25 protein-coding genes are annotated in these 23,467 nt (G+C 38.3%); all 25 read left to right on the top strand.

Annotated elements, in window-relative coordinates:
- The first annotated feature begins 169 nt into the window (after positions 1-169).
- The gene (gene rpsP, locus KW850_RS00590) at positions 170-442 is read left to right on the top strand and encodes a 30S ribosomal protein S16 (protein WP_088086361.1); all 273 of its coding nucleotides are present in this window, start codon (positions 170-172) and stop codon (positions 440-442) included.
- Between the two features lie 11 nt (positions 443-453).
- Complete coding sequence (locus KW850_RS00585; protein WP_218345648.1) at positions 454-684, top strand: KH domain-containing protein; 231 nt, start codon at positions 454-456, stop codon at positions 682-684.
- A gap of 126 nt (positions 685-810) precedes the next feature.
- Positions 811-1,206, top strand: a complete 396-nt coding sequence (locus KW850_RS00580) for a YlqD family protein (protein ID WP_218345647.1) — start codon at positions 811-813, stop codon at positions 1,204-1,206.
- 4 nt (positions 1,207-1,210) lie between these two features.
- Positions 1,211-1,729, top strand: coding sequence for a ribosome maturation factor RimM (rimM, locus tag KW850_RS00575; protein ID WP_218345646.1), 519 nt, complete (start codon positions 1,211-1,213; stop codon positions 1,727-1,729).
- Positions 1,729-2,469, top strand: coding sequence for a tRNA (guanosine(37)-N1)-methyltransferase TrmD (gene trmD / locus KW850_RS00570; protein ID WP_218345921.1), 741 nt, complete (start codon positions 1,729-1,731; stop codon positions 2,467-2,469). Before rimM ends, trmD begins: the two co-directional genes overlap by 1 nt.
- 145 nt (positions 2,470-2,614) lie before the next feature.
- The gene (gene rplS / locus KW850_RS00565) at positions 2,615-2,959 is read left to right on the top strand and encodes a 50S ribosomal protein L19 (RefSeq protein WP_026566443.1); all 345 of its coding nucleotides are present in this window, start codon (positions 2,615-2,617) and stop codon (positions 2,957-2,959) included.
- A gap of 216 nt (positions 2,960-3,175) precedes the next feature.
- Positions 3,176-3,733: a signal peptidase I gene (gene lepB, locus KW850_RS00560; RefSeq protein WP_218345645.1), complete on the top strand. Its 558-nt coding sequence runs from the start codon at positions 3,176-3,178 to the stop codon at positions 3,731-3,733.
- Between the two features lie 143 nt (positions 3,734-3,876).
- Positions 3,877-4,740 carry a ribosome biogenesis GTPase YlqF gene (ylqF, locus tag KW850_RS00555; RefSeq protein ID WP_218345644.1) on the top strand — a complete coding sequence of 288 codons (864 nt, stop codon included), beginning with the start codon at positions 3,877-3,879 and terminating at the stop codon, positions 4,738-4,740.
- 130 nt (positions 4,741-4,870) lie between these two features.
- Complete coding sequence (sdaAB, locus tag KW850_RS00550) at positions 4,871-5,533, top strand: L-serine ammonia-lyase, iron-sulfur-dependent subunit beta (protein WP_218345643.1); 663 nt, start codon at positions 4,871-4,873, stop codon at positions 5,531-5,533.
- A 31-nt stretch (positions 5,534-5,564) separates the two neighbouring features.
- A complete protein-coding gene (gene sdaAA / locus KW850_RS00545) occupies positions 5,565-6,470 on the top strand; it encodes an L-serine ammonia-lyase, iron-sulfur-dependent, subunit alpha (protein WP_218345642.1) in 906 nt (301 codons plus the stop codon).
- 100 nt (positions 6,471-6,570) lie between these two features.
- Positions 6,571-7,338: a ribonuclease HII gene (locus KW850_RS00540; protein ID WP_218345641.1), complete on the top strand. Its 768-nt coding sequence runs from the start codon at positions 6,571-6,573 to the stop codon at positions 7,336-7,338.
- Between the two features lie 400 nt (positions 7,339-7,738).
- Entirely contained in the window at positions 7,739-8,899 is a 1,161-nt protein-coding gene (sucC, locus tag KW850_RS00535) for an ADP-forming succinate--CoA ligase subunit beta (protein WP_218345640.1), read from the top strand.
- 22 nt (positions 8,900-8,921) lie between these two features.
- Positions 8,922-9,824 carry a succinate--CoA ligase subunit alpha gene (sucD, locus tag KW850_RS00530; protein ID WP_218345639.1) on the top strand — a complete coding sequence of 301 codons (903 nt, stop codon included), beginning with the start codon at positions 8,922-8,924 and terminating at the stop codon, positions 9,822-9,824.
- 114 nt (positions 9,825-9,938) lie between these two features.
- On the top strand, positions 9,939-10,826 hold the full coding sequence (dprA, locus tag KW850_RS00525; RefSeq protein WP_218345638.1) for a DNA-processing protein DprA: 888 nt from the start codon (positions 9,939-9,941) through the stop codon (positions 10,824-10,826).
- Between the two features lie 539 nt (positions 10,827-11,365).
- The gene (topA, locus tag KW850_RS00520; protein ID WP_218345637.1) at positions 11,366-13,444 is read left to right on the top strand and encodes a type I DNA topoisomerase; all 2,079 of its coding nucleotides are present in this window, start codon (positions 11,366-11,368) and stop codon (positions 13,442-13,444) included.
- 211 nt (positions 13,445-13,655) lie between these two features.
- On the top strand, positions 13,656-14,963 hold the full coding sequence (trmFO, locus tag KW850_RS00515; RefSeq protein ID WP_218345636.1) for an FADH(2)-oxidizing methylenetetrahydrofolate--tRNA-(uracil(54)-C(5))-methyltransferase TrmFO: 1,308 nt from the start codon (positions 13,656-13,658) through the stop codon (positions 14,961-14,963).
- A gap of 347 nt (positions 14,964-15,310) precedes the next feature.
- On the top strand, positions 15,311-15,853 hold the full coding sequence (gene hslV, locus KW850_RS00510; protein ID WP_218345635.1) for an ATP-dependent protease subunit HslV: 543 nt from the start codon (positions 15,311-15,313) through the stop codon (positions 15,851-15,853).
- A gap of 20 nt (positions 15,854-15,873) precedes the next feature.
- Positions 15,874-17,277: an ATP-dependent protease ATPase subunit HslU gene (gene hslU, locus KW850_RS00505; RefSeq protein ID WP_218345634.1), complete on the top strand. Its 1,404-nt coding sequence runs from the start codon at positions 15,874-15,876 to the stop codon at positions 17,275-17,277.
- 118 nt (positions 17,278-17,395) lie between these two features.
- Complete coding sequence (codY, locus tag KW850_RS00500; protein WP_218345633.1) at positions 17,396-18,175, top strand: GTP-sensing pleiotropic transcriptional regulator CodY; 780 nt, start codon at positions 17,396-17,398, stop codon at positions 18,173-18,175.
- Positions 18,176-18,453: 278 nt separating this feature from the next.
- Positions 18,454-19,158 carry a 30S ribosomal protein S2 gene (rpsB, locus tag KW850_RS00495; RefSeq protein ID WP_218345632.1) on the top strand — a complete coding sequence of 235 codons (705 nt, stop codon included), beginning with the start codon at positions 18,454-18,456 and terminating at the stop codon, positions 19,156-19,158.
- 140 nt (positions 19,159-19,298) lie between these two features.
- Positions 19,299-20,180 carry a translation elongation factor Ts gene (gene tsf, locus KW850_RS00490; protein WP_218345631.1) on the top strand — a complete coding sequence of 294 codons (882 nt, stop codon included), beginning with the start codon at positions 19,299-19,301 and terminating at the stop codon, positions 20,178-20,180.
- A gap of 105 nt (positions 20,181-20,285) precedes the next feature.
- Positions 20,286-21,011, top strand: a complete 726-nt coding sequence (gene pyrH, locus KW850_RS00485; RefSeq protein WP_168242772.1) for a UMP kinase — start codon at positions 20,286-20,288, stop codon at positions 21,009-21,011.
- Positions 21,011-21,568, top strand: coding sequence for a ribosome recycling factor (gene frr, locus KW850_RS00480; RefSeq protein WP_218345630.1), 558 nt, complete (start codon positions 21,011-21,013; stop codon positions 21,566-21,568). The genes pyrH and frr overlap by 1 nt, the downstream gene beginning before the upstream one ends.
- 269 nt (positions 21,569-21,837) lie before the next feature.
- Positions 21,838-22,614, top strand: a complete 777-nt coding sequence (locus tag KW850_RS00475) for an undecaprenyl pyrophosphate synthase (protein ID WP_218345629.1) — start codon at positions 21,838-21,840, stop codon at positions 22,612-22,614.
- 23 nt (positions 22,615-22,637) lie between these two features.
- Positions 22,638-23,432, top strand: a complete 795-nt coding sequence (locus KW850_RS00470; RefSeq protein WP_218345628.1) for a phosphatidate cytidylyltransferase — start codon at positions 22,638-22,640, stop codon at positions 23,430-23,432.
- Positions 23,433-23,467: the final 35 nt, after the last annotated feature.

The raw sequence follows: 23,467 nt of genomic DNA, 5'->3' as shown, positions 1-23,467 counted from the left end.
GCGGAAGCGCCTTGTTCAGGGGCTCGGGGTCATCTAAGTTCAAAAAATCATTTGTTTTATTTTGAAAAAATTTGGTAATACTGTATGTAAAGAAAAAACACTTTACAAACTATAAAAGAATTGATATTATACTATCTTGTGTGAAACTATTCGGAGGTGCTTTTTTAAAATGGCAGTAAAAATTCGTTTAAAACGTATGGGAGCTAACAAAACTCCTTTCTATCGTATCGTAGTAGCAGATTCTCGTTCACCACGTGATGGACGTTACATCGAGGTTGTTGGAACTTACAATCCAGTTGCACAACCAGCTAAAGTTGACATCAACGAAGAATTAGCTCTTAAGTGGTTACAAGACGGTGCAAAACCATCTGATACAGTTCGTAACCTTTTCTCAAACCAAGGCATCATGGAAAAATTCCATAATGCAAAATTAAGTAAGTAACAAATACGACTATGAAACAATTAGTCGAAACAATTGTTAAGCCTCTTGTTGATTTTCCAGAAGACGTTCGAGTTGATGTTGTGGAAGACGACAGCCGCGTAACCTATCAACTATCTGTGAATAAAGCAGATATGGGAAAAGTTATTGGTAAACAGGGGCGCGTTGCAAAGGCCATTAGAACTGTTGTTTATGCAGCAGGATCATCACAACAAAAGAAAATTTTTCTAGAAATTGGTGAATAGCTTTTTGCACCTAGATGAAAGGGAGGAATTAATTCCTCCCTTTTTTGCTATAGAAAAGCGAAAGCGTCCCTAGGCGCTGGAGTTAACAAAGAAAAACGAATGTGATAGCGTGAGGGAGGCATTTCTTTGCAAATCATTCAAACTGTTGTGGTAAAACAAATTCTAACGGAAGACAGCAAGAAAAAATTATTCGATCAATACGAAGCAAGAAAACTCCAGCTTCAAAGGGAAAAAAGTCAACTTCAATTTGAGTTAAAGCGCATGGAAAAAACCAAGAACTTTTCACCTGGAACGTTGAAAAATCATTTTGAAAAAGAAATCAATAAGCGTTTAGAAAAAGAAAAGCTTCTTGAGTTTCAAATCGAACAATTACATATGCTACCTTTAGGCAGTGAATTAAAGGAAAAGGAAATCCAGGCACTCATTGAGGTAAAAGTTGGCGATTCATGGACCGATCGTTTAGGACAGCCTGAAATCATTATTAAAGATGGTGTAATCGAGGAAATAAGAGAAGGTGAATAAGGAAATGGAAAAATGGTTTAATGTCGGAAAAATTGTTAACACTCAGGGGATTAAAGGGGAAGTCCGGGTCATATCAAAGACTGATTTCCCAGAGAAACGCTATAAGGCTGGCAATGTATTATCTTTATTTATGCCAAATTCAAGTACGCCGATTGAACTGACAGTCAAAAGCCACCGCACCCATAAAAATTTTGAATTACTAACATTTGAAGGGTACAACAACATCAATGAAGTTGAAAAGTTTAGAGATGGAATTCTGAAAGTACCTGAATCGCAACTTGAAGCACTTGAGGAAGATGAATTTTATTACCATGAGATAATTGGATGCCTTGTTGCTACAACAAAAGGGGAGGAACTAGGAAAAGTGATTGAAATTCTATCCCCTGGAGCCAATGACGTTTGGGTGGTTAAAGGTAAAGGCGGCAAAGAACTACTAATCCCTTATATTCATGATGTGGTCAAGAAAGTGGATGTGAAAGAAAAAGTCATACTAATTGATCCGATGGAAGGGTTACTTCCATGATGCAAATTGATATACTGACATTATTTCCGGAAATGTTTTCCGGGGTACTGGGCCAATCCATACTGCAAAAGGCTGTTGAAAAATCAGCAGTCAATTATAATGTTGTTAATTTCCGAGAATATGCAGATAACAAACATTCTTCGGTTGATGATTATCCTTACGGCGGCGGTGCTGGTATGGTTTTAAAACCGCAGCCTATCTTTGATGCGGTTGAATCACTTAAAGAGAAAGCAAAAAGCGGGAATCCAAGAGTGATTCTTCTATGTCCACAAGGCGAACGCTATGAACAGCGAAAAGCTGAGGAATTGGCAAAAGAAGAGCATTTAATTTTTATTTGTGGTCATTATGAGGGGTATGATGAACGCATCAGAGAACATGTTGTAACGGACGAAATCTCGATCGGTGATTATGTTCTGACTGGTGGTGAACTTGGCGCCATGGTTGTAGTCGATAGCGTTGTCCGCCTTCTGCCAGAAGTGTTAGGTAATCAGGAATCACATATGAAAGACTCTTTTAGTACAGGTCTGCTTGAACATCCACACTATACAAGACCAGCTGATTTCAGGGGACTAAAGGTTCCAGACGTTCTATTATCAGGGAATCATAAGTTAATAGAAGAATGGCGTAATAAAGAAGCATTACGTCGAACGCTTGTAAGACGGCCAGACCTTTTCGAGAAAATGGAATTAACAGCCGAACAGGAAAAATGGCTAAAAGAAATAAAAAAAGAATATGAGTAGTATTGCACGTCTCTAGCAATTATGGTATGATACTTCTTGTGACTTAAGCTGATACCTATCAGATTGTGGTCTTATAACGATGTTCCGCTGCAATTGTTTTAGAAGTTTGATGTGCATGAGCGTCTGTTGGAAGGAGTTGAAAACGATGCAAAAATTGATTGAAGAAATCACAAAAGAACAACTTCGTACTGATCTTCCTGCTTTCCGTCCTGGTGACACTGTACGTGTACACGTTAAAGTTGTCGAGGGTACTCGTGAGCGTATTCAGTTATTTGAAGGTGTAGTGATTAAGCGTCGTGGTGGTGGAATTAGCGAAACTTTTACAGTTCGTAAAATTTCTTACGGAGTAGGCGTTGAGCGTACTTTCCCAGTACACACACCAAAAATTGCGAAGCTAGAAGTACTTCGTCGCGGTAAAGTTCGCCGTGCTAAGCTTTACTACTTGCGTAACCTTCGCGGTAAAAAAGCAAGAATTAAAGAAATTCGATAAAATGAAAAGAAAAAGAGCTTGCTCGGGAGCAGGCTCTTTTTTTTATGATTTGATGCCCTTCACAATAAGAATTATGGGGTTTCCAGATTGTTGCTGATTTTTTAACAAATTATTAAAGTTTGATTAAAAAATATAATCCCATCGTGTTAAATTTGTTGAAGTTATGTAAAATAAGCTTTATAAAACATCTTTTTACAGAGATTGGCGGGGATTACGATGACAAAAAAGAAAAATGAACTCTGGGAATGGACAAAGGCCCTTTTAATAGCAGTTATATTAGCTGCCGTAATTCGTTACTTTTTGTTTGCACCGATCGTTGTCGATGGATTATCGATGATGCCTACATTAAAGGATCAGGATCGGATGATAGTAAATAAATTTAGTTATGATATTGGTGAGCCAAAGCGATTTGATATCATTGTCTTTCATGCACCTGAGCAAAAAGATTACATAAAGCGCGTGATTGGACTGCCTGGCGACACCATTGAATATAAAAATGATATATTATACGTTAATGGAAAAGCGTATAAAGAACCTTATTTAGATAAGTATAAAAAAGAAGTTCAAGATGGACCATTAACAGATGCATTCACATTGGAAGAGAAAATAGGTCGAAAAACAGTTCCTAAAGGTGAATTGTTTGTGATGGGTGACAATCGCCGCTTCAGTAAAGATAGTCGCCACATTGGGACCATTCCATATAGCAAAATTATCGGAAAAACAAGTTTTGTTTACTGGCCTTTAAATGATGCACATATCGTATCTGTGAAATAGAGTTTGTTATCTAGCTTCAGCGCCTAGCCGCTCGATTCAAATAGCCACCAGCAAGTAAAGTCAAAGTGTGGACTTTTTTACTGGTGACCATTTGCTTGTCGGAGCTTACGAGGCGCTTACGCTATTAAAGGAGGTGGCCAACTATGACGATCCAATGGTTTCCAGGCCATATGGCAAAGGCGCGCAGAGAGGTCACGGAAAAGTTAAAATTAGTAGATATTATTTTTGAATTGGTGGATGCGAGAATCCCCTACTCCTCGAGAAATCCAATGATCGATGAAATCATTCAACATAAGCCAAGGCTTGTCTTGTTAAATAAAGCTGATATGGCTGATAGAGAAGCCACAAGGGAATGGATTCAATTCTTTGCCGAAAAAGGAATTAAAGCACTGGCGATTAATTCTCAGGCTGGAGAAGGGATGAGAGAAATTGCCCAGGCTTCACAAGAAATATTGAAAGAAAAGTTTGACCGCCTAAGAGCAAGAGGTGTTACGAATCCAAGGGCGATTCGAGCCATGATTGTCGGTATTCCCAACGCTGGTAAATCGACGTTAATTAATCGGTTAGCGAAGAAAAATATCGCTAAAACTGGAAATACTCCAGGTGTTACGAAAGCCCAACAATGGATTAAAGTAGGGAAAGAAATGGAACTTTTAGATACCCCTGGGATATTATGGCCGAAGTTTGAGGACCAGGAAGTTGGTAAAAAACTAGCTGTAACGGGCGCAATCAAAGATACATTACTGAACCTGCAAGACCTTACTGTGTATGTCCTTAGGTTTTTAGAGCGGGAATATCCTGAACGCTTAAAGGAGCGGTATAATCTTGAAACCTTACCAGAAGATGTCGTAGAAATGTTTGACAAAATAGGCGAACTGCGTGGATGCCTAATGGCAGGTGGTGTCGTTGACTATGATAAGGTTTCAGAATTAGTCATCAGGGAAATTAGGTCGGAAAAATTTGGCCGGATTACATTTGAACGACCAGTAGATTTTGAGGTTGAATAAGAAAAACATTTGTTATAAACTCTCCCTGACGGAGAGTCTTTTTTATGGTTAATTCCCAATATTTTTTGAAGGCTATTTGTTCGCAAATCATGTAAAATTAATTAGTAATGAATTTAAAGGAGCGTCTTAAATGAAATATCGATCTGCATTTGATATTATTGGTCCTGTAATGATTGGACCATCAAGCTCACACACAGCAGGGGCGGCACGAATTGGCCGCGTTGCAAGAACCTTATTCGGTCGTCTGCCAAAGAAAGCCATAATCTCATTATACGGTTCATTTGCAAAAACCTATAAAGGACATGGAACAGACTTTGCCATTGTGGCGGGACTGTTAGATTTTGATACATTTGATGAACGTATGCCACAATCGTTAACAATAGCAAAAGAAATGGGTCTAGATGTGACCTTTTCTGTTGAAGAAGCAGTGACAGATCATCCGAATACTGTGAAAATTAATTTGTATCATGATGATAATGAACTTGAATTAGTTGGGATTTCAATTGGCGGCGGTACGATAGAGATTACAGAATTAAACTCTTTCCCGTTAAAACTTTCTGGAGAGCATCCCGCCATCCTTGTCATTCATCAAGACCGTTTTGGAATCATCTCAGCGGTAACAAGTGTGTTATCAAATTATAAGATTAACATTGGTCATATGGAGGTTTCGCGTTTGGAAAAAGGTGAAATGGCATTAATGATTATTGAAGTTGACCAGAAAATTGATGAAAAGGTAATCGAGGAATTACAGCAGCTTTCTAGTGTCTCGCAAATCATTCGAATGGCTGAATAGACCATCTATAATGTCATCAGGAGGTGTTCAAATGTTTCGAAATGTAGCGGAACTTGTTCTACTAGCAGAAACCAATCAAGTAAAGATTGCAGAAATTATGATCCGTCAAGAAATAGAAGTTTCGGGTCTATCAAGAGAAGAAGTTCTAAGTAAAATGGATAATAACTTAATGGTTATGGAGCAAGCGGTGGAAAGAGGCCTAAAGGGTGTACACTCCCATACAGGGCTGACAGGCGGCGACGCTGTATTGCTCCAAAACTATATTAATAGTGGCAGAGCATTAGGGGGAACGATTTTATTAGATGCCGTTAGTAAAGCGGTTGCAACCAATGAAGTAAATGCTGCAATGGGTGTTATTTGTGCTACGCCAACAGCTGGTTCAGCAGGTGTAGTCCCTGGAACATTATTTGCTGTAAAAGAGAAATTAAATCCAACCCGACAAGAAATGATTGAATTTTTATTTACCGCAGCTGCTTTCGGTTTTGTAGTGGCTAACAATGCCTCAATATCAGGCGCGGCAGGGGGCTGCCAGGCAGAAGTAGGTTCTGCGAGCGGAATGGCAGCAGCAGCGATTGTTGAATTAGCTGGCGGCTCACCAAAGCAGGCTGCGGAGGCGATGGCGATTACTTTAAAAAATATGCTTGGTTTAGTTTGTGATCCCGTCGCTGGTTTAGTAGAAGTTCCATGTGTGAAACGAAATGCGATGGGCGCATCTAATGCCATTACTGCTGCGGATATGGCGTTGGCGGGAATTACAAGCAGGATCCCATGTGATGAAGTTATTCATGCTATGTTTTTAATAGGGCAATCCATGCCATCAGCGTTAAGGGAAACAGCAGAGGGTGGTCTTGCCGCTACTCCAACAGGAAAAAGACTAGAACAGGAAATTTTTGGCACAGACAAACCATTTAAACTAAAAGACTTAGTGTTATCCTAACAAGAGTGAATAACACCCAATTTATATAAAATATTGGGTGTTATTTTATGTTGTGGATAGTAAATGATATCGGTCATAACAGCGGGTGGAATGAATGAGAATGAAACAATTAACAATTGCAGAGATTGAACGACATTTAGAAAACATAGAAATCGAATCTGATCCGTTCTTAATGGATCTTCATCAAGATGAACGTAAAGGTGTCCAACAGTTGGTACATAGATGGAAAAGGAAATTTGCCGAGAAACAACAACTAAAAGAAAAGTTTGTTGAAATGAATGTCTATGAGCAGAAATGGCGCTTAAAAGGATATGAAATGATTGCAGGTGTGGATGAAGTAGGAAGAGGACCGCTTGCAGGCCCAGTAGTTGCCGCAGCTGTCATTTTGCCGAAAGATTTCTTCTTAGCAGGCATAGACGATTCGAAAAAGTTATCTGAAAAAAAAAGAATGGAATATGATGCAATCATTAGAAAAGAAGCAATTTCCTTCAGTATTTCAATGATTCATGCAGAGGAAATTGATGAAATGAATATTTACCAAGCAACAAAAAAAGCAATGAACGTTGCAATAGCATCATTAGAGTCCAAGCCTGACTTATTACTAATTGATGCCATGAAGCTTGAAATTCCGTTTCCTTCTGAATCTATTATTAAAGGTGATGCAAAAAGTATATCCATTGCTGCAGCATCGATTGTAGCAAAGGTTGCCAGAGATAATCTGATGAAAGAAATTTCATCCATACACCCAGTCTATGGATTCCAGCAAAACATGGGATATGGAACAAAAGAACATATCGAAGCAATCAAACAATACGGGATAACCTCCTATCACAGAAAAAGCTTCGCACCAGTAAAGGATTTTATCTAAATAAAAGAATTAGAATTGATTTTAGCCACTATATTGATTGGAATGGATACAGCGAGACTCCTGTGGGAGTACAGGGCTGGGGAGACCCCGCAGGCGTGCAATTCGCCGAGGAGCTCCCCGCAACGCCTGCGAACCGCACGCGCCTGGAGCGCAAATCAACATCAAACTATATCACAGCAAAAAAAAGCAGGTACTTTCCTGTTTTTTTATTATATTACAAAACAAATTATTCCATATGAGGTGTGGATTTCCTAAGAGAAATCGAACAAAAATTATTGACTGCTTAGAATGTTTTTAACATGTATATAATTTTTTAGCATAATGGTAGACAAGGTATGTATCATTATATAAAATGAAAACGGAGTCAGTTTTTAGAAGAGTTTGAATAGGAGGATGGGAAATGAATATCCATGAGTATCAAGGGAAAGAGATCCTCAGAAAATACGGGGTTGCTGTTCCAAATGGAAAAGTAGCATTCACTGTAGAAGAAGCAGTGGAAGCAGCGAAAGAATTAGGTACACAGGTTTGTGTGGTAAAAGCACAAATCCATGCCGGTGGACGGGGAAAAGCCGGTGGTGTTAAAGTAGCGAAAAACCTTGATGAGGTTCGTACATATGCAAGCGAAATCCTCGGAAAAACTTTAGTAACACACCAAACAGGTCCAGAAGGTAAAGAAGTAAAACGTCTGCTTATTGAAGAAGGCTGTGATATTAAAAAAGAATATTATATTGGACTAGTTTTAGACCGTGCAACTTCTAGAGTTGTATTAATGGCTTCTGAAGAGGGCGGTACGGAAATCGAAGAGGTTGCTGAAAAGACTCCAGAGAAAATTTTTAAAGAAGAAATTGATCCTGTGGTCGGCTTACAGCCTTATCAGGCACGTCGAATTGCGTTTAATATTAATATTCCAAAGGAATTAATTAATCAAGCTGTAAAATTTATGACTGCTCTTTACAATGCTTACATTGACAAAGATTGTTCGATTGCAGAAATAAATCCACTTGTTGTTACAGGTGATGGTAAAGTAATGGCTCTTGATGCTAAATTGAACTTTGACTCAAATGCTTTATATCGTCAAAAAGACGTTCTTGAGTACCGTGACCTTGAAGAAGAGGATGCTAAGGAAATCGAAGCCTCTAAATTCGATCTAAGCTATGTTGCTTTAGATGGCAATATCGGCTGTATGGTTAACGGAGCAGGCCTTGCCATGTCAACAATGGATATTATTAAACACTACGGCGGCGACCCTGCAAACTTCCTTGATGTTGGGGGCGGCGCGACAGCTGAAAAAGTTACAGAAGCATTCAAAATTATCCTTTCTGATCCAAACGTAAAAGGTATTTTCGTTAATATCTTTGGTGGAATCATGAAGTGTGATGTTATTGCTGAGGGTGTAGTAGAAGCAGCTAAGCAAGTTGGACTAAGTGTTCCACTGGTTGTTCGCTTAGAGGGAACAAATGTTGATTTAGGTAAGAAAATCTTAGCTGAGTCAACAGTAGAAATAATTGCTGCTGAATCCATGGCTGATGGCGCACAAAAAATCGTTTCATTAGTGAAATAGGATCATAGAAAGGGGAATTAACGTGAGCGTTTTTATTAATAAAGATACAAAAGTTATTGTTCAAGGGATTACTGGTTCAACGGCCCTTTTTCATACAAAACAAATGCTTGAATATGGTACACAAATTGTTGGTGGAACATCTCCAGGAAAAGGCGGAATGGAAGTAGAAGGCGTGCCGGTTTTTAACACTGTTAAAGACGCTGTGGATGCAACAGGCGCTACTGCATCTGTTATTTACGTACCAGCACCTTTTGCAGCCGATGCGATTATCGAAGCTGTTGATGCAGAGCTGGATCTTGCGATTTGTATAACTGAACATATTCCAGTTTTGGATATGGTAAAAGTAAAACGTTATATGGAAGGCAAAAAGACTCGCTTAGTTGGTCCAAACTGCCCAGGTGTTATCACGGCTGACGAATGTAAAATCGGTATCATGCCTGGTTACATTCATACAAAAGGCCATGTAGGTGTTGTATCCCGCTCAGGAACATTGACTTATGAAGCTGTTCATCAATTAACACAGGCTGGTATTGGACAAACAACGGCTGTTGGTATCGGCGGCGACCCTGTTAATGGGACAAACTTCATCGATGTATTAAAGGCATTTAATGAAGATCCTGAAACATACGCAGTAATCATGATTGGTGAAATCGGCGGTACTGCTGAAGAAGAAGCTGCTGAATGGGTTAAAGCGAATATGACAAAACCTGTTGTCGGCTTCATTGGGGGACGTACTGCGCCTCCAGGGAAACGTATGGGCCATGCAGGTGCTATTATTTCAGGTGGTAAGGGTACAGCAGATGAAAAAATCCGTATCATGAACGAATGCGGTATTAAAGTTGCTGACACACCATCTGTTATGGGTGAAACATTAATTGAAGTCTTAAAAGAACAAGGTTTATACGAAAAGTGTAAAACTCACTAAAAGCGAAAGCTAAACAGTTATCAAAGATAAAACTCATCAGGTATTTTTCAAATAGTCCCTCATAATTGAGGGGCTATTTATTCTACTATAAATCTATAAGGAGGAAATTTTTTTATGGACGACTTTAAAGAAAAACTTATTTCTTTGCTGCATTATCCAGAAATCTCTTGGAGTACTGTATTACAAATACTAAAAAGAGACCCAACTCTGAACAACATTTATAAGTTACATGCCCAATTCCCACAACAAACTAGTTTATTTCCACCAAGTACCTCCAGTAACCCTTCAAAAAAACCTTCAAGCATTACCCTGCATCCTGACATCATTCGTGACCAAATCCGCCAATACGAAACCAATGACATTACCGTGATCACAATTATGGATAAAGAATATCCGCCATTGTTAAAAGAAATTTATCAACCACCATGGGCGTTGTTTGCTAAGGGCGACCTCTCACTGCTTGAAAAAGATCCCAAACTTGCAGTTGTTGGTTCACGTCAGGCTACCCAATATGGGAAAAATGCGATTCGTTTGATTTTTCCACAGTTGATAGACAATGGGGTGCTGATTGTAAGTGGTTTAGCTCGAGGCATTGACGCACTAGCCCATGAATATGCAATAAAAAATGGCGGAAACACAATTGCTGTGATTGCTGGTGGTTTTTATCATATTTATCCAAAGGAAAATCTAAACTTAGCACTAGAAATGATGAAAAATCAGCTCGTTCTTTCGGAGTACCCACCCGATACAAAACCGCTTAGATGGCATTTTCCGTCAAGAAATAGAATCATTAGCGGACTGTCAAAAGGAACACTTATAATAGAAGCAAAGCGAAAGAGCGGGTCCTTGATTACCGCAAATTTTGCTGTTAATGAGGGAAGAGATGTTTTTTCCTTACCTGGCAGCATTTTTAATCCATATTCCATCGGTGCAAACGAACTAATTCAACAAGGCGCAAAGTTAGTGAAAGATGCTGAAGATATATTAGTTGAAATTAAATAATAGTCTAGTTTACCTATAAATTTTTGGCTATGTTAAAGCTCATTGTTGATTCTTCTGCTATGTTGATTTGGAACGGATACAGTGAAACTCCTGCGTGAAAAGAGAGTCAAGGGAGACCACGCAGGCGTTCAGCGCCGAGTAGGCTCCCGGACGGACCTCCCGTGGAAAGCGAATCGCCTAAAGCGTAAATCAACAGGCATGTTTAAAAGAGCTAAATTTTTAAGGAAAATGATTTAATTTTAAAGGTTTTTATGAATAAATGGAGAAATTAGCTTAAAAAGGTTGCAATATTTTCTAATTTGTTATACATTTTCCAACAGATGTTCGAAAAAAAGAATATTTGCAAATGGAATAAATAATATTGTAAATAACATATAACTAAAAACTTTGGGATAGGGCAGTTTTGTAAAGTATTTTCTCCGGTCTTTTTAGGTAAAACTGGTATATAGGAAAGCTTCTCAAATGAAAAGCAACTTAGAAACAGACCTTTGCCGGATTCGGGGCGCTTCTACACTTTCCCTCTTAAGGAGGATATTTGAATGGCAGATTTTCTTGTAATCGTTGAATCGCCGGCAAAAGCGAAAACGATTGAACGATATTTAGGAAATAAATATAAAGTAAAAGCATCAATGGGACATATTCGCGATTTGCCACGGAGCCAGATGGGGGTCAATGTAGAAAATAGCTATGAACCAAAATATATTACGATTCGTGGAAAAGGTCCTGTTTTAAAAGAATTAAAAACAGCGGCAAAAAAAGCCAAAAAAATCTATCTCGCAGCTGACCCGGATCGCGAAGGGGAAGCGATTGCGTGGCATTTGGCCCATAGTTTATCAGTCGACATTCATTCAGACTGTCGTGTGGTTTTTAATGAAATCACAAAAGATGCAATTAAAGAATCGTTTAAGCATCCACGTCCAATTAATATGGATTTAGTCGATGCACAGCAAGCACGGAGAATTCTAGATCGTCTTGTAGGTTATAATATCAGTCCGCTTCTATGGAAAAAGGTAAAGAAGGGGTTGAGTGCAGGCAGGGTTCAATCTGTTGCCGTCCGTCTAATTATAGATCGGGAAAATGAGATCAAAGCTTTTATTCCTGAAGAATATTGGACGATTGATGGAGAATTTTTAAAAGGAAAAGACCATTTTAGTGCCCAATACTTTTCATTAGCTGACAAGGAAAAATTCGAACTAAAATCCGAACAAGATGTCCAAAACATCTTAAGTCAAATGGATGATAATAAGTTCAGAGTCATGTCGGTTACAAAAAAAGAACGAAAAAGAAACCCTGCACCACCTTTTATTACTTCATCATTACAACAAGAAGCAGCTAGAAAACTAAACTTCCGGGCTAAGAAAACGATGATGCTCGCGCAGCAGTTATATGAAGGGATTGAGCTTGGTAAAGAAGGAACGGTTGGTCTTATTACGTATATGAGAACAGATTCAACTCGGATTTCTGAAGTCGCCCAAGCAGAGGCTGCAAGTTACATCAGGTCGGAATATGGGGAAGAATATTTAAAAGATGATCAAAGAAAAGAAAAGAAACAATCGAATGCTCAAGATGCACATGAAGCGATTCGTCCGACCAGTACATTACGTGACCCAAATAGCTTAAAAGCATTTTTATCAAGAGACCAACTTCGCTTATATAAATTAATCTGGGAACGATTTTTAGCGAGTCAAATGGCACAAGCAGTAATGGATACAATGAGCGTAGACTTACAAAATGGTAATGTTCTATTCCGTGCCAATGGCTCAAAAATTAAGTTTCCTGGTTTTATGAAGCTTTATGTGGAAGGGTCAGACGATCATGTCGATGATAAGGACAAAATGCTTCCTGACCTGAAAGAAGGAGATGAAGTGTTTAAGAAGGACATCGAGCCGAAGCAGCACTTTACACAACCACCTCCAAGATACACTGAGGCAAGACTTGTTAAAACACTTGAAGAACTCGGCATTGGACGCCCGTCTACCTATGCACCAACCCTTGACACAATTCAAAAGCGGGGCTATGTAGCGCTCGATAATAAAAGATTTGTTCCAACCGAGCTTGGTGAAATTATCGATGAGTTGATTTTAGAGTTTTTTCCAGATATTCTAGATGTCGAATTTACTGCCAAAATGGAACAGGGTTTAGATAATATCGAAGATGGAAAAGTTCCTTGGGTCAATATTATTGATGACTTTTATCAAGATTTTGAAATTCATTTAAAAAAAGCTGAAGAAGAAATGCAATCTGTTGAAATCAAAGATGAGCCTGCCGGGGAAGATTGTGAGAACTGTGGCAGCCCTATGGTCTTTAAAATGGGCCGTTATGGAAAATTTATGGCTTGCAGCAATTTCCCAGATTGCCGGAATACAAAACCGATTGTCAAGGAAATCGGGGTAACTTGCCCGAATTGCAAAGAAGGACAAATCATTGAACGTAAAAGCAAGAAAAAGAGATTATTTTACGGGTGCACCAAATACCCTGAATGTGAATTTATCTCCTGGGATAAACCACTTCCGAGGGAATGCCCGAAATGTGAAGGCATGCTAGTTGAAAAGAAATTAAAAAAAGGCGTGCAAGTTCAATGTGTTAATTGTGACTACAAGGAAGAACCGCAAAGCTAAGGGAGAGTGGACAAAGTCCACTCTTTTCATTTTGCATCATTCTTGTTAAGAAACTACCCAAATTAAAAACATTTCTGTATTACTTAAAACTTTTTTCTTTTTCATTCGTATAGTACAATGCAAGATGGACTTAAATGTGGGAAAAGTATGTATAGGTATGTGAACTCTTTTACATGTACATAAACCAAGGTTAATATTAGGAGGTTAATAAATGAATGAAGTAACAATAAATGTCATCGGTGCTGGATTGGCAGGAAGCGAAGCAACCTGGCAGATTGCGAAACGCGGAATCAAGGTACGATTATATGAAATGAGACCAGTGAGGCAAACCCCTGCCCATCATACAGATAAATTTGCGGAATTAGTGTGCAGTAATTCCTTGCGTGCAAATACATTAACCAATGCAGTAGGCGTGTTAAAAGAAGAAATGAGAAAGCTTGATTCCGTCATCATCGCTGCTGCTGATGCTTGCTCTGTTCCTGCCGGCGGTGCCCTAGCAGTTGACCGCCATGAATTTGCTGCAAAAGTAACGGAAATGGTAAAAAACCATGAAAATGTTACAGTTATTAATGAAGAAGTTACCGAAATTCCTGAGGGTATCACAATTATTGCGACAGGACCACTGACAAGTCCGGACCTTTCAGAAAAGCTTAAGGGACTAACTGGCGAGGAGTATCTTTATTTTTACGATGCTGCTGCACCAATTCTTGAAAAAGATAGCATTGACATGGAAAAAGTGTATTTAAAATCCCGCTATGATAAAGGGGAAGCAGCCTACTTGAATTGTCCAATGACCGAAGAAGAATTTAATCGTTTTTATGAGGCGCTAATTTCTGCTGAAACCGTTCCAGTAAAAGAATTTGAAAAGGAAATTTTCTTCGAAGGGTGTATGCCAATTGAAGTAATGGCGTCACGAGGAAAGAAAACGATGCTTTTCGGTCCGTTAAAACCCGTTGGATTAGAAGATCCGAAAACAGGAAAAAGACCTTTTGCAGTAGTACAGCTTCGTCAAGATGATGCCGCTGGAACGTTATTTAATATTGTTGGTTTTCAAACCCATTTAAAGTGGGGGGCCCAAAAGGAAGTAATCCAATTAATTCCAGGCTTAGAGAATGCGGAAATCATCCGTTATGGTGTGATGCATCGAAATACGTTTATTAATTCTCCTAAGGTGCTAAAAGCAACCTATCAATTCCGCAACCGTGACGATTTATTTTTTGCGGGTCAAATGACAGGCGTAGAAGGGTACGTTGAATCAGCTGCTAGCGGATTAATTGCAGGAATAAATGCTGCTCGATTAACCCAAGGATTGGAACCACTGGAATTCCCTGCTGAGACATCGATTGGAAGCATGGCTCGTTATATAACCACAACGAACGCGAAGAATTTTCAACCTATGAATGCAAACTTTGGTTTATTTCCTGAGCTGCCGGTTAGAATTAAAGGAAAGCAAGAAAGGAACTTAGAGCATGCAAATCGAGCGTTAGAAACAATTCAGAACTTTGCGAAAGTTTTGTAAAGTTTATTGCAAGGGCATTAGAAGTATGTTACGATTTAGTAGCCCTTGCGTGATAAATATTATGACAAATGTGAATGTTTTCGTAAAGTTAGTTCATGGGTATTTACAATTACGAACTAATTCCTCAGAATATACAATTGAACATTATCAACATGAAATCAGTAAAATACCTTTTTTAACGGTGAAATAAGTATTGATGTCAACTATTCATTACTAGGAAGTGCTAGCATAAACGATCAAATGTTCCAGTTAACATAGTCAGTTATCATAATACCGAGGTAATTTTATATGTTACATATTTATCACGGGAATGTAATCGAAATCACTCCAAAAGGAGGCATATCTTTATGAACCAATTTCATGCGACAACGATTTTTGCAATCCATCATAATGGTGAATATTCAATGTCAGGTGATGGACAAGTGACATTTGGTAATGCGGTAGTGATGAAGCACACAGCAAGAAAAGTAAGAAAGATATTTAATGGAAAAGTGCTCGCTGGTTTTGCTGGTTCTGTTGCAGATGCCTTTACCTTATTCGAACTTTTTGAAGGCAAATTAGAAGAATTTAATGGTAACCTTCAAAGAGCTGCTGTGGAGCTTGCCAAAGAGTGGAGAAGCGATAAAGTCCTCAGGAAGCTTGAAGCGATGTTAATTGTTATGAATCGTGAACATTTACTGCTTGTATCAGGAACAGGAGAAGTAATCGAACCTGACGATGGGATTCTTGCGATTGGCTCAGGGGGGAACTATGCATTATCCGCAGGTCGTGCTTTAAAGAAATATGCAGGAGACCACTTATCTGCAAAGGAAATAGCGAAAGCTTCTTTAGAAATAGCAGCGGAAATATGTGTGTACACGAACCACAACATTATTGTTGAAGAGCTATAACGGAAGGAGACTAAAATATCATGGGAAGAACCACTAATTTAACCCCTCGTCAGATTGTTGAAAAACTTGATCAATATATCATTGGCCAAAAGGATGCTAAGAAAGCAGTGGCTGTTGCCCTTAGGAATCGTTACAGAAGAGGATTGTTAAATGAGAAACTTAGAGATGAAATTATCCCTAAAAACATCTTGATGATCGGTCCAACAGGCGTGGGGAAAACAGAAATTGCCAGAAGGATTGCTAAAATTGTTGGTGCTCCTTTTATCAAGGTCGAAGCTACCAAGTTTACGGAAGTGGGCTATGTTGGGCGAGATGTTGAATCCATGGTTAGAGATCTTGCCGAAACTTCTGTTCGTTTAGTGAAAGAGGAACGAATGCAAAGTGTGAAGGAACGTGCAGAAGAGAATGCAAACAGCAGGCTGGTAGATTTACTAGTACCGTCAGCAAAAAAGTCCAATAACTTTAAAAATCCTCTTGAGATGTTATTTGGTGGCGGGAACCCATCAACTGAGTCTGAAACTCAGCAAGAAGATTATTCAATAACTGAAAAACGAAAAATCGTCAAAGAAAAATTAGCATTAGGAGAGCTAGAGGATGAAATTGTAACCGTGGAAGTAGAAGAGCAAACACCTTCCATGTTTGATATGCTTCAAGGCTCAGGAATTGAACAAATGGGGATGAATATGCAGGATGCCCTTAGCAGCTTTATGCCCAAAAAACGCAAGAAGCGAAAATTGACGGTTCGTGAAGCTAGGAAAGTGTTAACTAGTGAAGAAGCATCTAAGCTAATTGACATGGATGAAGTATCTTCAGAAGCGATCTATCGCGCTGAACAAAATGGAATCATTTTCATTGATGAGATTGATAAAATCGCAAGCAAAAACTCTGGAGGATCTTCTGCAGATGTGTCAAGAGAAGGTGTACAAAGAGATATTTTACCTGTAGTTGAAGGTTCGACCGTTGTGACGAAATATGGCTCCGTAAAAACGGACCATGTGTTATTTATTGCGGCTGGTGCATTTCATATGGCAAAACCTTCGGATCTCATTCCAGAACTTCAAGGACGCTTCCCAATCCGTGTCGAATTAACAAAGCTTACAGTTGAAGACTTTTTCAGGATCTTAATCGAGCCTGATAATGCACTTATTAAGCAATATCAAGCATTATTGGAAACTGAAGGTATACAAATTGAATTTTCTGACGATGCTATTCGTAGAATTGCTGAAGTTGCATTTGAAGTGAATCAAAATACAGACAATATTGGTGCAAGACGTCTTCATACAATACTAGAAAAGCTATTAGAAGATTTATCTTTTGAGGCACCAGATATTTCGATGGAGAAAGTAACCATTACACCACAGTACGTAGATGATAAACTCGGTGCTATTTCGAAAAATAAAGATTTAAGTCAGTTTATCTTATAAAAATGAACGTTGGATTTTCGATTTTTGAGATATGTTCATTTATTAAATACCCTAACATGTAGAATTTGTGATTGAATAAAATTTAATAATGGTTATAGTTAATTAGGAGGAAGAACAGATGGATTTACTTACCAAAACTAGAAGGATTAACGTATTATTGCAAAAGGCTGCTGGAAAACCAGTTAACTTTAAAGAAATGTCTGAGACATTAAGTGAAACAATTGAAGCTAATGTGTACATTGTGAGCCGTCGCGGTAAACTTCTTGGTTTTTCAATTTACCAACAAATTGAAAACGAAAGAATGAAAAAAATGTTTGAGGATCGTCAATTCCCTGAAGAATATACACTAGGGTTATTTAATATCCAAGAAACCTCTTCAAATCTTGATATTGAAAGCCAATATACTGCCTTTCCTGTTGAGAACAGAGACCTATTCCGTACCGGTTTAACAACCATTGTTCCTATTATTGGTGGCGGGGAACGTCTTGGAACACTTATCCTTGCAAGATTAGAGTCGAAATTCCAAGATGATGATTTAATCCTTGCAGAGTATGGTGCAACAGTTGTCGGAATGGAAATTCTTCGTGAAAAGTCAGAAGAAATTGAAGAAGAAGCAAGAAGTAAAGCGGTTGTTCAAATGGCGATTAGTTCATTATCATATAGCGAACTTGAAGCGATCGAGCATATTTTTGAAGAGCTTAATGGCCGTGAGGGCTTATTGGTTGCTTCTAAAATTGCTGACCGTGTTGGTATTACTCGTTCGGTAATCGTTAACGCACTAAGAAAACTTGAGAGTGCTGGAGTAATTGAATCACGTTCCCTTGGTATGAAAGGAACGTATATTAAAGTTTTAAATGATAAGTTTTTGATTGAATTGGATAAATTAAGAGCAAATTAATCATAACGAATCCCTGGCTTCGCTGGGGATTTTATTTTTGGCTTTGTTAAGGCTCATTATTGATTTTCTAACTATGTTGATTGGAGCGGAAATCAACATTCAGTTATAACACAGCCATTTTTTTATAAAGTAATGCTTGATTGTTAGTTTTACATATGCTATATTATTTCATGGTGTTAATACACACGCTCATTGATTTAAACAGATGGTGCTGTTTCGACAGTTTCTGTTTAAAGATGAGGTGAGCGGAGGAAAACAAACCATTAGGAGGAAAAATCATGTCAGTAATTTCTATGAAGCAATTGCTTGAAGCTGGTGTACACTTTGGACACCAAACACGCCGTTGGAACCCTAAAATGAAGAAATATATCTTCACTGAACGTAACGGTATCTATATCATCGACCTACAAAAAACAGTTAAAAAAGTTGAAGAAGCTTATAACTGGGTTAAGGAACTTGCTGGTAACGGCGGAACAGTTCTTTTTGTTGGTACAAAGAAACAAGCTCAAGATTCTGTTAAAGAAGAAGCGGGCCGTTCTGGTATGTACTATGTTAACCAACGTTGGTTAGGTGGTACACTAACAAACTTTGAAACAATTCAAAAGCGTATTGGCCGCTTAAAAGATATTGAAAGAATGTCTGAAGACGGTACTTTCGAAGTACTACCTAAGAAAGAAGTAGTACAATTAAAGAAAGAACAAGAGCGTCTTGAAAAATTCCTAGGCGGAATTAAAGACATGAAACAACTTCCAGATGCATTATTCATCATCGACCCTCGTAAAGAGCGTATCGCTGTTGCGGAAGCTAAGAAATTAAACATTCCTATCGTTGGTATCGTTGATACAAACTGCGATCCAGACGAAATCGATGTTGTTATCCCAGCGAATGATGATGCGATCCGTGCGGTTAAGCTTTTAACTGGTAAAATGGCTGATGCTATCCTTGAAGCAAAACAAGGTGAAGAAGTTCAGGTTCAAGCTTAATTTAAGTGATTAAATGAAAAGGTGATAAGAGGGAGACCCTTTATCACCTTTTTTTAAGAAGGTTTTTTCTAGAAAGTTTTATATTAGCTGTCATTGGCTAAGATATGGATACATAGTAAAATAAAGGAGGAATTTACATTATGGCAATTACTGCTCAAATGGTAAAAGAATTACGTGAAAAAACTGGTGCAGGTATGTTGGATTGTAAAAAAGCATTAACGGAAACTGATGGTGATATGGACAAAGCAATCGACTTCTTACGTGAAAAAGGGATTGCATCTGCTGCTAAAAAAGGTGACCGTATTGCTGCAGAAGGATTAACTTATGTTGTAACTGAAGGTAACGATGCAGTTATCCTAGAAGTGAACTCTGAGACTGACTTTGTTGCGAAAAACGAAGCTTTCCAAGCGCTTGTAAAAGAATTAGCTGCACATCTTTTAAGCAAAAAGCCATCGACTGTTGAAGAAGCATCAGCACAAACAATGGAAAACGGTGCTACTGTAGCAGACCATATCAATGCTGCTATTGCTAAGATTGGTGAAAAATTAACTCTTCGTCGTTTTGCAATCTTATCAAAAACAGACAACGATGCATTTGGTGCGTACATTCACATGGGTGGCCGTATTTCTGTGTTATCTGTTCTTGAAGGTACAACAGATGCAGACGCTGCGAAAGATGTTTCAATGCATATTGCTGCACTTAAGCCAAAATATGTATCTCGTGACCAAGTATCACAAGAAGAAGTTGAGCATGAGCGTCAAGTATTAACACAACAAGCACTAAACGAAGGCAAGCCAGCAAAAATCGTTGAAAAAATGGTTGAAGGCCGCCTTGGAAAATATTTCGAAGATGTTTGTGTTCTTGACCAAACTTTTGTTAAAAACCCTGATCAAAAGGTACGTCAATTTGTTGAATCTAAAGGTGCTACAATCCGTGAATTCGTTCGTTACGAAGTAGGAGAAGGTATCGAAAAACGTGAAGATAACTTTGCAGAAGAAGTTATGAATCAAATTAAAAAATAATCGGCAAATATTCTTTTAGGGAATATTACTGAAATAGTTATTAAATAGGGGACACTGTGTGTTCCCTTTTTTAAAAAGAAATAAATACATAAAATGGAGGTTTATATGAGCGGTCCTAAGTACAAACGCGTAGTATTAAAGTTGAGCGGTGAAGCACTTGCAGGTGAATCGAGCTTTGGAATTAAACCTTCAGTGATTAAATCGATTGCTATTCAAGTGAAAGAAATAGCAGAACTTGGTGTAGAAGTTGCTGTCGTGGTTGGCGGCGGTAACATTTGGCGTGGTAAAATTGGCAGTGAAATGGGTATGGATCGGGCAACTGCCGATTATATGGGAATGCTTGCAACCGTAATGAATTCTTTAGCTTTACAAGATAGCTTGGAACATTTGGGTATTGAATCGCGAGTGCAAACGTCGATTGAAATGCGCCAAGTGGCAGAGCCATATATTAGACGTCGTGCGATTAGGCACTTAGAAAAAAAACGGGTAGTCATTTTTGCGGCTGGTACGGGGAATCCATATTTCTCAACTGATACAACGGCTGCATTACGAGCAGCGGAAATTGATGCCGAAGTAATATTGATGGCGAAAAATAATGTTGATGGTGTATACTCTGCTGACCCTCGGTTAGATGCGAATGCTACCAAATATGAAGATCTTTCTTTCCTTGATGTTCTTAAAGAAGGATTAGCGGTCATGGATTCTACTGCTTCCTCTTTATGTATGGACAATGATATTCCATTGATTGTTTTCTCAATTATGGAACAGGGGAATATTAAACGAGCCGTTATGGGTGAAAAAATAGGAACAATTGTTAGGGGGAAACATTAATGCCGAAACAGGTCATTTCTACCATTAAAGATCGTATGACAAAGGCGATTCAGTCTTATTCACGTGAGCTTGCAAGTATCCGTGCCGGAAGAGCAAGCGCATCGTTGCTGGATAGAATTACCATCGATTATTATGGTGCACCTACTCCTGTCAATCAAATGGCTGGAATTACAACACCTGAAGCTAGACTAATTGTCATTCAACCATATGATAAATCCGTTCTTGGTGATATTGAAAAAGCCATTCTCAAATCCGATTTGGGATTAAATCCAACTAATGATGGAATGGTAATCCGACTTGCGATCCCACAATTGACTGAGGAGCGCCGGAAAGAATTAGTTAAGTTGGTTAAAAAGTATTCAGAAGAAGCGAAAGTAGCAATCCGTAATATCCGTCGAGACGGTAACGACGATTTGAAAAAGTTAGAAAAGAATGGTGAGATTACCGAAGACAGTCTTCGCGGGCATTCTGATGATATTCAAAAGATAACTGATGAATACATTAGTAAAATTGACCAAATCACTAAAGATAAAGAAAAAGAAATTATGGAAGTATAATGAATTAATGAACCCTCTGTATAGGGGGTTTTTCACTATTTTTATTAGTAAATATTAGATTTTTTGAGGGATTTTGAAAGTTGTCTCAATATAATTCTTAATTCCTGCTATTTTACATAAGTTAATTTATAGAGATATCTTAATGCTTTTTTGGTAAGATAAAAACATGCTACCCCGAAATGTCCATTACATAACATCACACGCTTCAATGGAATTGATAGATGATTTATTTTCGGAGGAAATGATTAATTAATTAGAGGAGCAATGTCATGTTTAATAAAATGAGGCTTGGGAAGAACCGAAATACCTCTTCCACACTCCGAAATAAAATAGATGAAATAAAAAAATTGCCTGTTCCTGAACATGTGGCGATTATTATGGATGGAAACGGGCGTTGGGCTAAGAAACGGGCATTACCTAGGATTGCTGGTCATCACGAAGGTATGAAAGTAGTCCGCAAAACAACGAAATTAGCAAATGAACTTGGGATAAAAACGTTAACGTTATATGCATTCTCGACTGAAAATTGGAAACGACCAAAGAATGAAGTCGAATTTATAATGAGTCTTCCAGATGAGTTTTTAGGTACATTTCTTCCGGATTTGATTGCAGAAAATGTACAGGTGAGAATGATGGGCTATAAAGATCAACTTCCCGTACATACAATGCGTGCAATCGAAAAAGCGATCGAGGATACTAAAAATAACGATGGGTTAGTCCTAAACTTTGCTTTAAATTATGGGAGTAGAGCGGAAATACTTGATGCTGTTAAGAAAGTCTTAAATGATAGCAAAAGTGGTAAACTAAAAGAGACAGACCTTGACGAAAAAGTTTTTTCTTCCTATTTAATGACCGGCAACTTTTCTGACCCGGACCTATTAATCCGTACTAGTGGAGAAATCCGCCTAAGTAACTTTATGCTTTGGCAGTTAGCATACTCAGAGTTTTGGTTTACAGATGTGTTATGGCCAGATTTTAGTGAAGAACATTTACTTGAAGCAATTGAAACATACCAAAAACGGCAGCGTCGGTTTGGTGGTATTTAGTACAAAAAAGGTGTTGAAAATATATGAAGCAAAGAATTATAACAGGAGTCATCGCAGCTGCACTTTTTTTGCCAATCGTTTACTATGGTGGATTTCCAATGGTATTGCTAACTTACTTTTTAGCGACGATAGGTTTGTATGAATTATTGAAAATGAAAAAACTTAATATTTTTTCGGTAAATGGTGTATTATCAGTTCTATTTCTATGGGTGCTGCTCTTCCCGGAAGAGTATCATCACATAATAGATTCATTTTATTATTCAAAAATCGAAATTTGTATTGCGTTAATTCTATTGTTATTAACCTTTACAGTGATAACAAAGAATCAATTTACATTTGAAGATGTTTCATTTTCAATCCTCTCTGCGATTTATGTAGGAATTGGTTTTTACTTTTTTTATGAAACAAGACAAGAAGGCGGCCTCGTCTTTATCTTGTATTCCTTGTTTATGATCTGGGCTACAGATTCAGGTGCATATTTTATTGGAAAGGCACTAGGAAAGACAAAGCTTTGGCCGGAAATTAGTCCCAATAAAACGGTGGAAGGTTCAATTGGCGGAATCGTCTGTGCTGTTCTAGTCGGTGTACTCTTTACAATCTTTTCTAACATAAACGTTGGCCTTTTAACATTAATGGGCATTACCGTGGTTCTTTCTGTTTTTGGACAAATCGGTGATTTAGTCGAATCCGCTTTTAAGCGTCATTTTAATGTCAAAGATTCTGGTACTATTCTTCCAGGCCATGGAGGTATCCTTGATCGATTTGACAGCCTATTATTTGTTTGGCCCTTGCTGCATCTGTTTCACCTTTGGATCTAAAACGCATGCGCTTTACATTTAGGAGTTGACTCTAA

The organism is Bacillus sp. sid0103 (assembly GCF_019219025.1).
This window is presented reverse-complemented; position numbering and strand designations above follow the sequence as displayed.